The organism is Microvirga sp. P4_G7 (assembly GCF_056401005.1).
Window position 1 is genome coordinate 1 of the sequence record NZ_JBFUKD010000054.1, and the last position, 10314, is coordinate 10314.

At 62.7% G+C, this 10314-nt stretch carries 10 protein-coding genes; 1 reads left to right on the plus strand and 9 read right to left on the minus strand.

Annotated elements, in window-relative coordinates; all coding sequences use genetic code 11:
- From AC1DT3_RS04865 to recO, 4 genes are all read right to left on the minus strand, one after another.
- Positions 1 to 392 (minus strand): AAA family ATPase (locus AC1DT3_RS04865; RefSeq protein ID WP_477464116.1); only part of this gene is annotated, 392 nt, incomplete at its 3' end.
- Between the two features lie 10 nt (positions 393 to 402).
- On the minus strand, positions 403 to 1362 hold the full coding sequence (gene lipA / locus AC1DT3_RS04870) for a lipoyl synthase (RefSeq protein WP_477464117.1): 960 nt from the start codon (positions 1360 to 1362) through the stop codon (positions 403 to 405).
- Positions 1363 to 1605: 243 nt separating this feature from the next.
- Complete coding sequence (gene parC, locus AC1DT3_RS04875; protein WP_477464118.1) at positions 1606 to 3849, minus strand: DNA topoisomerase IV subunit A; 2244 nt, start codon at positions 3847 to 3849, stop codon at positions 1606 to 1608.
- Positions 3850 to 3930: 81 nt separating this feature from the next.
- On the minus strand, positions 3931 to 4662 hold the full coding sequence (gene recO / locus AC1DT3_RS04880; RefSeq protein ID WP_477464119.1) for a DNA repair protein RecO: 732 nt from the start codon (positions 4660 to 4662) through the stop codon (positions 3931 to 3933).
- 1237 nt (positions 4663 to 5899) lie between these two features.
- Between recO and AC1DT3_RS04885 the strand changes: the two genes are divergently transcribed.
- Positions 5900 to 6832, plus strand: a complete 933-nt coding sequence (locus AC1DT3_RS04885; RefSeq protein WP_477464120.1) for an OmpA family protein — start codon at positions 5900 to 5902, stop codon at positions 6830 to 6832.
- A gap of 79 nt (positions 6833 to 6911) precedes the next feature.
- On the opposite strand, the gene AC1DT3_RS04890 is transcribed toward AC1DT3_RS04885, so the two are convergent.
- From AC1DT3_RS04890 to AC1DT3_RS04910, 5 genes are all read right to left on the minus strand, one after another.
- The gene (locus AC1DT3_RS04890) at positions 6912 to 7463 is read right to left on the minus strand and encodes an isochorismatase family protein (protein ID WP_477464121.1); all 552 of its coding nucleotides are present in this window, start codon (positions 7461 to 7463) and stop codon (positions 6912 to 6914) included.
- 59 nt (positions 7464 to 7522) lie between these two features.
- Positions 7523 to 7879, minus strand: a complete 357-nt coding sequence (locus AC1DT3_RS04895) for a hypothetical protein (protein WP_477464122.1) — start codon at positions 7877 to 7879, stop codon at positions 7523 to 7525.
- Positions 7880 to 8458: 579 nt separating this feature from the next.
- Complete coding sequence (locus AC1DT3_RS04900) at positions 8459 to 8896, minus strand: DUF1489 family protein (RefSeq protein ID WP_477464123.1); 438 nt, start codon at positions 8894 to 8896, stop codon at positions 8459 to 8461.
- 66 nt (positions 8897 to 8962) lie between these two features.
- Positions 8963 to 9916, minus strand: a complete 954-nt coding sequence (locus AC1DT3_RS04905) for a DMT family transporter (protein ID WP_477464124.1) — start codon at positions 9914 to 9916, stop codon at positions 8963 to 8965.
- Between the two features lie 93 nt (positions 9917 to 10009).
- Positions 10010 to 10314 (minus strand): acyl-CoA carboxylase biotin carboxyl carrier protein subunit (locus AC1DT3_RS04910; protein WP_477464125.1); only part of this gene is annotated, 305 nt, incomplete at its 5' end.

Genomic DNA, 10314 nt, shown 5'->3' on the forward strand with positions numbered 1-10314 from the left:
GGATAGCCCCAGACGAACTTGAGAAATTCCAGGTTGAGTTTTTCAGGACATCCCTCGGCCATGTCGGGCCGCGTTTGGCCGAAATTCGTCGTTACCCGTTTCAGGACGCGCAGCATGCAGAGCCAGCGCGGGAGATCGAGCCAGATGATGTCGGTGGCGCGCCGCAGGCGGCTTGGAAAGGTGAACGAGTAGTTGCCGTCCATGACCCAGGCCGGCGCTTCGACCAGCCGCTCGACTTTCGTCGCGAACGTGTCATGCGACGTCTCGACCCAACCGGGCGACCAGTACTCGCGATCGAGATGGATCAACGGCAGGCCGAGTTCCTCGGCGATCCGCCGGGCCAGCGTGCTCTTGCCCGCGCCGGGCGAGCCGATCACGAGAATACGGCGCATGCGCGTGCTCTCAGCCGCCAAGTCGCTCGAGGCGTGCGGCCTTGAGCTTGGCGAAATCCTCGCCTGCATGGTGGGAGGAGCGCGTCAACGGCGTCGACGATACGAGCAAGAAGCCCTTGGCGTAAGCCGTCGTCTCGAAGGCCTTGAACTCGGTCGGCTCGACGAAACGGATCACCGGATGGTGCTTTTTCGTCGGCTGCAGATACTGACCGATGGTCATGAAATCCACGTCCGCCGAACGCAAATCGTCCATCAGCTGGAGCACCTCGTTCCGCTCTTCCCCGAGGCCGACCATGATGCCGGATTTCGTGAAGATGGTCGGATCGAGCTCCTTGACCTGCTGGAGCAGGCGGATGGAGTGGAAATAGCGCGCGCCAGGACGGACCGTGAGATACCGCGAGGGCACGGTCTCGAGATTGTGGTTGAACACGTCCGGCCGTGCCGCGACCACGACTTCGAGGGCGCCGGGTTTGCGCAGAAAATCGGGGGTCAGGATCTCGATCGTCGTCTTGGGGCTGCGCGCCCGGATCGCATGGATSACGTCGGCGAAATGCTGCGCGCCRCCATCSGCGAGATCGTCGCGATCGACSGAGGTGATGACCACGTGCTCCAGACCGAGCTTCGCAACGGCGATGGCGACGTTCTCCGGCTCGTGGGCATCGAGCGCCTGAGGCATGCCGGTCTTCACGTTGCAGAACGCACAAGCGCGGGTGCAGGTGTCGCCCATGATCATGAACGTGGCGTGCTTCTTCTCCCAGCACTCGCCGATATTGGGGCAGCCGGCCTCCTCACACACCGTGACCAGCTTGTTCTCGCGCACGATCCGGTTCGTCTCCGCCCATTTGGGAGAGCCTGGCGCCTTGACGCGAATCCAATCAGGTTTCCGTTGGATCGGCTGGTCCGGCCGATGCGCCTTTTCCGGATGGCGCGGGCGGACATCCCTTTTCAGAAGATCGAGAACGACGGCCATGAATGAGAACCTTCTCGCCGGGCGGCATCTGTCATCACAGTGACTTAAGGGTTTCGGCCCTGGTTCGCAAATGGAGATGCCATGATCCAGCCATTCCGCCCCGACATGGGCGGAGGCGGGAGCGTTTCATTCCCGGCCACAAGCAGGGGAAGGGAACCCATGGCTCTGTACCGACAAGAACGAGGGATGCCTCCTCTTCAACTTGTCATCACTGGAGGGCGAATCCCTGTCCCGTATCCCGCCTTACGCGAACTTGTTGCTGCGGGGAAAACCCTTTGGCGGGAGGCGGCCGGCTTCGGCGCGATTGCCGATCCACTCCGTGAGATCGGCTTTGTCCACCGTCCAGGTGCGGCCCGACGTGTCCTTCCAGGTGAGCCCTTCCTTGAGGGTGAAAGCCTTCGCGTCGGAAACGCCGCCGTCCTTATACCGCTGAAGGCGGACACCCTTACCGCGGGTCATTTCCGGAACCTGGCTGAGCGGGAAAACCAGGAGCTTCCGGTTTTCGCCGACGATGGCCACGTGGTCACCCTCCGCGTCCGCACACACCACCGCGATTGCCGGTGCATCCAGGTTGAGGATCTGTTTGCCCTTGCGGGTGTTGGCGATGACATCGTCCGTCGGCACCACGAAGCCGCGCCCGTCGGTGCCCGCGACGAGCAATTTCGTGCCCGGCCGATACGGGAAGGCCGCAATGAAATCGGCGCCCTCGTCGAGATCCACCATCAGGCGGATGGGATCGCCGAAGCCGCGACCGCCGGGAAGCTTCGAGGCGTCGAGGGTGAAGAATCGGCCGTTGGTCGCCACGACGATGATTTTCGACGTGGTTTCGGCGAAGAACGCAGTCTTCAGGCTATCGTCGCCCTTGAACTGCACCGCGTTCGTATCGGCCTGGTGCCCCTTCATGGCGCGGATCCAGCCCTTTTCCGAAACGATGACGGTCACCGGCTCGCGCTCGACCATCGCTTCCGAGAAATCGATGTCAGACGTATCGGGCGCTGCCGCGAACTGCGTCCGACGTTTGCCGAGGGCTGTGTCCTGACCGAACGCCTTGCGGACTTCGCGGATCTGGGTCGAGATCGTCTGCCACTGGATCTTGTCCGATCCAAGCAGCGTCTCAATCGTGGCCTTTTCCTCACGCAAGCTCTTCTGCTCGCGCTTGAGTTCCATCTCTTCGAGCTTGCGCAACGAGCGCAGGCGCGTGTCGAGGATCGCGTTCGCCTGAACCTCGGTGAGCTTGAAGAACCGCATCAGCTCGGCCTTCGGCTCGTCCTCCTCCCGGATGATCTTGATCACTCGGTCAAGGTCGAGATAGACGATCAGCAAGCCGCCCAAGATCTCCAAGCGCCGGTCGATCGCATCGAGCCGGAATTTTGAGCGGCGCACCAGCACCTCGCGGCGATGATCGAGCCATTCGCGCAAGGCCTCGGCAAGGCTCAGGACCTTCGGCACCTTCCCGCGCGACAGCACGTTGACGTTCATCGGAACGCGGCTTTCGAGCTCGGTGAGCCTGAACAGCGATTCCATCAGGATGACCGGATCGACCGTGCGCGAGCGCGGCTCCAGGACGATGCGGATGTCTTCCGCCGATTCATCGCGCACGTCGGCAAGGAGCGGCAGCTTCTTGTCCTGCAGCAATTCGGCGATCTTCTCGRTCAGGCGCGACTTCGGAACAGCGTAGGGGATCTGGGTGACGACGATGTTCCACGTGCCGCGCCCGCCGTCCTCCTTCTCCCAGAGCGCTCGGACGCGAAACGAGCCGCGGCCGGTGCGATATGTCTCGATGATGGAGGCGCGATCCTCGACGATGATGCCGCCTGTCGGCAGATCGGGGCCGGGTACGAAATTCACCAACTGCTCCGACGTCGCGGTGGGATGCGAGATCAGGTAGAGGGCAGCGTCGCAAAGCTCCGCCGCGTTGTGAGGCGGGATCGACGTCGCCATGCCGACCGCGATGCCCTGCGATCCATTGGCGAGCAGGTTCGGAAACGCCGCCGGGAGCACGATCGGCTCCTCGTTGGTCTGGTCGTACGTTTCGCGAAAATCGACGGCGTTCTCGTCGATGCCGTCGAGGAGTAGGCGCGCCACTTCCGTCAAGCGCGCTTCGGTGTAACGCATCGCGGCGGCGTTATCGCCGTCGATATTGCCGAAATTGCCCTGCCCTTCGGCAAGCGGATAGCGCTGCGCGAAATCCTGCGCCATGCGCACCAAGGCGTCATAGATCGATTGGTCGCCGTGCGGGTGGTACTGACCCATCACGTCACCGACGATGCGGGCGCATTTCTTCGGTGCGGACTTGGGATCGAGGCGCAACAGCCGCATGGCGTGCAAGATGCGGCGGTGGACGGGCTTCAGCCCGTCCCGCGCATCCGGCAGCGCCCGGTGCATGATCGTCGACAAGGCATAGGCGAGATAGCGCTCCTCGAGAGCGTCCTTGAGATTGATGTCTTCAATCTCTCCGCCGGAGGGCGGATTGACCGGCTTACCCATTGAACGAAATCCCTCGAAGCGAATCAGTCGTCATGATCAATGCGAACATATCAGAAACAAAGCTAGCTCAAACTCATTAGGCTAAACGTCGCTTGTCGTGGCGAGCGCGATGAAACGGGCGCGTTCCGCCGGCATGGCCTGCCCGCGCGGTTCGAAGACGCTCTGATGCAGGAAGAAATCGGTGAGTGCAAATCCTGCCTTCAGATCCGCCTCGTTCGGGCGGTTTCCCGTCGGCCGGCCGATGAGGAAACCGGGCAGCTTCAGGAGCTTGTTCTTGTAAGGTTCCCCGGCGGAGGAGCTCACTGCCCGTCCGCTCTTCGGCGACACATAGGCGAGATCCTCCGTGCGACCGGTGGCGGCACAGGAGCCCAAGTCCAGCCCGAACCCGAGATCCGCCAGCAAGGCCAACTCGAACCGCACGAAGAGCGCTGGCGCAAGGTCGGCATCGTCGAGATGGTCGACCAGGGCGACAAGCGCCTCGTACAGGTTTTCATGCGGATCGCGTTCCGGCAGGACGCGCATGAAGTGGGACAGGGTCGCAAGACCATAGAGGGCGAGCGGCATCGGGATGAGGCGGGCCGCGCGCAAATCCATGCCCTCTACATGAAAAACACCAAGATGTTCGTCCAGCCGCGCCCGCCAGGTGACCTGGACACCGTTTCCAGGTTGCAGCACCGGGCGCTGGGTCTTCGATCGTCCCCCGTGGACGAGCCCGAGATGGCGGCCGTGGTCACGCGTCATCACCTCGAGGATGACGCTCGTTTCGCCATGCTTGCGGACACCGAGAACGATGCCCTCATCGGTCCATTGCATGGTGGCTCCCTGCCCGCCTTCCTCACCGACTTAATCGTTCCTGCCTGTCTTTACCACAAGCGCTCGCCCCGTCTGAGGGGTGGACAAAACACGTAGTATTTATCCCTAATTCACAGACTGTTACGAAGCATTGTGAATGTCATGTCTGGGCTGGACACTCAATTGCCACGGTTCGTCACCAGCTTTCGCGGGCACAAACACCGCCATGCGGAGTTGTCGAGATTCGAAAAGTTTCAATCGGGATATCATGCGAACTCATTCATTGCTGCTCACGACCACCGCCCTTTCCTTCATCGGCCTTGCGTCGATCGTGTCCGCCGCTCCGGCGCTCGACGTCTCCCCCTCGACCATCCAGCTCGCGCAGGCCGCCCCGGATCAAGATCAGGATCAGCCACGCAGGAGACGTCCTGGAGAGCAAAGACCTGGAGCCGAGGGTGATCGCCCCCAACGCGGGCCAGGAGGGCCTACGCAAGGTCCTGGGCAAGGACGCGGTCCGGAAGGGCAAATGGAGCGCGCACCGCGCCAGCAAAGGCCGGCTTCGGAAATGCCCCCGGCGGGTCGTCCAGGCATGGAACAGCCCGGTCAGCCGAGACCTATGCCCGCAGCGCCGAATGCAGCTCCACAGCCGGAGCGTCCCCGTCCGGGCCCGCCAGCCGAGCGCAGACCTTCAGCGCCCGCTGTAGAACAAAGGGCGACACCGCCTGCCGCTGCGCCTCCCGCTGCTGCAACCCCTCCCGCTCCGGGACCGGCGCAAGTACAGCCAACGCCCGATCGTGGGCGCGCCCGTCCCGGCGAGCCGGGCCGACGCCCCGCAGGTCCGGAAGCCCAACGCCCTGGTCCTGGAGAGCCACCGCAGGCTGCCCCGAGCCAGCCACAGGCGACCCCGGCTCAGCCGCAGGCGCTTCCAAGCCAGCCGCAGGTGCTTCCAAGCCAGCCGCAGGCGCCCCGCCCTGGGACACCGGATGGCCGTCCGCCAGTCGCTCGTCCGGGCGCGCCGATCCCTGGCGCGCCGACACCGGGTCCCGGAATGCCCGGAGCCGGACAACCAGGATTCCAGCGTCCGCCTGCGGAAGGAGCAATTCCCGGACGGCCGGGTGAGTTCGGACGCCGGCCGCTGGAGCAAGGACAGCCGCAGCGGCCTGGAATGCCACCGAACGGACGACCCGGCCCGAGCGGCATCCCAGGCGTTGTTCCGGGCGTTGTTCCAGGCGTTGTTCCAGGCGCTGTGCAGGGATTGGTGCCTGGCGTGTTCCCGGGCGGCAATCTCGATGATATGCGGCGCCAGCGACGCGAGCGGTCCGAAGATGGTGGCCGGAGGGTCATCATCGAGGAGCCGGGTGATCGCACGATCATTCGCGACGGTGGACGCCTCATCATCCGTCATGACGAAAACGACCGGTTCCGACGCAGCTACGGCGATGCTGATTACCGTCAAGAGCGGCGCGGCGACGACCGGATCACCATCTTCCGCCAGCCGAACGGCGCGGAAATCATCACGGAACGCGACGAGAACGGCAATCTGCTCCGTCGCCTCCGGCGCGACCCGGGCGGCCGTGAGGTCGTCCTGATCCAGAACCAGATGCCCGGCCGACCGCGCTTCCCGTATGGATTCCTGCCACGGGACGTTCTTGACCTGCCGCCACCCGTGGTGCGCATTCCGCGCGACGAATATATCGTCGAAGTCGAGGGCGCCTCATCCGAGGATCTCTATGAGGCGTTCTCGGCGCCTCCCCTCGTCCAGATCGAGCGGCCCTATACGCTGGACGAAGTGCGCTACAGCCCGGTCTTGCGAGATCGCGTCAGGCGCGTGGACGTGGACACCATCACGTTCGACACCGGATCGTGGGATCTCGCTCCCGGTCAATACGGCGCACTCACCGGAATTGGCGGCGCCATCAAGCGCGTGATCGATGCAAATCCGAACGAGATCTTTCTCGTCGAGGGCTATACCGATGCGGTCGGCTCGGACGAAGACAATCTCAGCCTGTCGGATCGTCGTGCGGAAACCGTCGCAACCATCCTCAGTCAGAACTTTGGCGTCCCCGCCGAAAATCTCACGACGCAGGGCTATGGCGAGCAATATCTGAAGGTCAACACGCAATCGGCCGAACGTCAGAACCGGCGCGTCACGTTGCGGCGCATCACGCCGCTTCTGCAAGGGCAGCGCTGAAGACCGGTGGGGTTGGGGCGCTCCGCCCTACCAGATGTCATGGCCGGGACAAGCCCGGCCATGACATGAACTTGGGCACTCAGATTGCAATAAGCGATTTGGTGCTCACCACGTTTACCCCAGCGTCGGCAAAAGCCGCATTGTGGCGCGCAATGATCGCGTCTGCTGTCTCACCGCCGAAATCACGTGTGCTGTGGGCGTCGGAGACGACGGTCACTTTGAGTCCGGCTTTCATCGCGCCGGTGACGGTCGCCGCGACACAATGGTCGGTCTGCGCGCCGAGCAGCACGACCTCGTCAGCGCCGTTCTCTGCCACCCAATCGGCGAAGGCCGCATTGCTGAAGGCATCCCCGACGCTCTTGGCGAAGGTAGGCTCGTCCTCGGCTTGGCCAAGACCAGGCCACACCGGCCAACCGGGCGCGCCTGGCGCGAGAGCCGCGCCCTCTGTTCCATCGTGACGAATGAAGGCGATTGGTCGATTCGCAAGGCGCGCCCAATCCATCACGGCCCGAACACGTGCGGCCAAGGCGACTGAATCATGGATCGGAGGGCGCACGACGCCGTCGAACATGCCTGTTTGGAGGTCGATAACGACGAGAGGGGCCGCGGGCGCCGGTTTGCGCTCAAGCATGACTGAATTCCTGCGAGCAGCGAAACCCGCCCGCCTTGTCCTTAGACCCGCGCGACGTTTTAGTGAAGGAGGCGGGCGGTGCCGCGGCGGCTTTCCCTCTCCCAACTTTCGATGACGATGCCATTCAGGCCGGCATCGTGCAGCCTGTCGCTGAGATCGACAAAATGGCGTTCCGAGATTTCTACGTCGATCTGGATCTGGTGATCCTTGATCGGTTCCTCTTCGTCCGCGGCGAGTCGCTCATAGGCCGCCGACATCTCGGCATAGGCGAAAGCCACCGGCATCGTGCGAAAAAGCGTCGAGAATTGTTGATCGAGGTCGCCGGTTTCGAGATCGCGCATCTGGACGAGATATCCGTCCTCGTGCTCACACACTTCGTAGCGCCAATGCCGCCCTTCGGATGCCGTCAGAAGCATTGCTCCCTCCGCTTACTCAACCGTTAAGCCAATGCGAATCGCAGCGTCGCGGTTCCATACGCACAAAGGCTAGTGCATGTCTCGCCAAAGTGGAAATGGTACGGCGCGAAGATCTTGCGAAGCTCTACCTAAGATGGAGGCTGATCACCCCGCGAGTCGGTATCCACTTTTGCTGATTACGCCCTAAGTGTATTGGAAATTCGCGAGAGACCATGCGTCTCAATCGAGCGGTTTCAGCGTCGAAAGCCTACTTCCGCCTGGACTCGGCCACTGATGCGGACCTGAGTCCCATTGCCGAGATCGATGAATCCGTTCCTGCTCGTCCGAAGCCGATCCTCCCGTGAGGGAAGGTGTGGCTTCTTCTGGGTGTGCGTTGTCGAACAGGTGGTCGGCGAAACGGCGAGACCTTCGTGGCTCGGGCCGCTCACCCGGCAATCTTTCGCGAAAGCGGGAGCCGAAACGAGCAAAACGCCGAAGGCAATCGTGATTGAAAGTTTCGTCATCGCGCGATTCATATCACGTGTGCCCCATTGCGTCTCACAGCAGTCCAAGTTCGTCTCACAGCAGTCCAAGTTCGTCTCACAACAGCCCAAGTCCCGCGAGCTCCCGCCGAAGCTCCTCCGGCATCTCGGCGAGATCGCCGGAATCACGCCCGAGATCGCGCGGCGCATCTTTCGCTGCCAGATAACGCCAGCCTTGGAACGGACGGTAAGGCCGCGGCTCGACCGGCACAACAGTGGAATCGAGCACCAAGCGGCAGCGGCTTATCCCCTCCCCATCCGTAAAGGAGCGGATGTCGAGAAGGCTCTGGCGGGCCGCGACATGCCCTTTGATGACCCAATAGAGGGATCCCTTGTCGAGCAACTYGTCGACCCGCTTCGGCATCATGCGCGTCGTGTGGGTCTGCTCGTAATCCCGGCGCATCCGGCGATGCTGCGCACGGTTCTCCTCGATCCATTCCTCGAGGTCCGAGATCGACTCGCAGCCGACGCAAAGCTTGATGAGATGAAGCGGCATGGCCCCTTCAACCACGGATTTCGACGTCGCGAAAGCCTCAGGCTTCCGGTTGGAGGTCCAAGCAGATCAAATGTCGCGGCCCTGAAACGATTCAGGCGCAGCTGCTGGACTGTGCCGTTTCAGGAGCCGCCCATCGATCGCCGCAAGGCCGGCGCCGATCAGCGCCATTCCCATAAAATGCCTCGCATCGAGCCTCTCGCCGAATGCCAACGCACCGAGAACGATCGCGCTGACCGGGATCAGGAACGTAACGAGCAACAGGTTCGTCGCCCCGGCCGACGCGAGAAGGCGGAAGTAGAGGATGTACGCGAGCGCGGTTGAAAGCGCCGCGATTCCGATCAGGGCGGCCCATGTGGAAATCCCCGGCACAGGGAGCTGCCATGCCCGGTCCACGAGGAGCGCGAGGGGCACGAGGATCACCGTCGAGGCGGTCACTTGCCCCGCCGCCGTGACCACTGGTTCGACTCCCATCGCTTTGAACCGGCGTCCGAACACGCCGGCGAGCGCGTACGAGAATGCCGCGGCCAACACAGCGAACTGAGCGAACAGATGGTTGCCCAAACCAGCCAGGAAATCAGGGCCGATCATGACAACAACCCCGATCAAGCCGACGATGACGCCGATCAGCCGGTTTCCGGTCATCTTCTCGTCACGCGTGAGAACATGCGCCACCAACACCGTAAAGAGCGGCGTCGTCGCGTTGAGAATCGAGGCGAGGCCGCTTGCAATGTGCGTCTGGCCCCAGACAATCAGCGAGAACGGGATGACGTTGTTCATCAGGCCCATGCCGAAGAATGCAATCCAGATGCGGCGATCCGTTGGAAACCGCAGCTTTATTGCCCGCATGATTCCATAAAGAAGCAAAGCCGCCAGGCCGACGCGAATGGCCACGATGGTGAGCGGCGGGAGCTCCTTGACGGCGATCCCGGTGAAAAAGAACGAGCCTCCCCACAGCACGGAGAGGACGACAAGCATGAACCATTCGAGCGAATTCATGCTGCGGTTGATGATCGGCTTCATGGCACCTGCCTCGTGGACACTGACCTCCGCTTTGGCCCTCCACGCTGCGTCGTGCACTCCGTTTCTTGCTTCGAGCCTCCTGCCTGGCCGCACTTATTCTTCGGTCGTGAGCGATATCAGGCGTGCGCCCTCAGCGACCTGGGCGCCCTCTTCCGCCGACACCTCGGCAATCTCGCCCGCAAAGGGCGCAACAAGAGCGTGTTCCATTTTCATCGCTTCGACGATGGCAAGCCGCTGCCCCTTCTCAACCCTGTCTCCAGGTTTCACGAAGACCGCGATCAGCTTGCCGTGCATCGGCGCCTTCACGGCGCTCCCAGCATCCATGTGTTCGAGATCGACATCGAACGGATCGAACGGCATCACCCGCGTTTGCCTGCCGTGGGTGAGCACGATGACGC

Bases quoted from the DNA above. Each gene is read 5' to 3' on its own strand.
- recO (WP_477464119.1), bottom strand. From the start codon at position 4,662: ATGCAATGGACCGATGAGGGCATCGTTCTCGGTGTCCGCAAGCATGGC.
- AC1DT3_RS04890 (WP_477464121.1), bottom strand. From the start codon at position 7,463: ATGCTTGAGCGCAAACCGGCGCCCGCGGCCCCTCTCGTCGTTATCGAC.
- AC1DT3_RS04895 (WP_477464122.1), bottom strand. From the start codon at position 7,879: ATGCTTCTGACGGCATCCGAAGGGCGGCATTGGCGCTACGAAGTGTGT.
- AC1DT3_RS04905 (WP_477464124.1), bottom strand. From the start codon at position 9,916: ATGAAGCCGATCATCAACCGCAGCATGAATTCGCTCGAATGGTTCATG.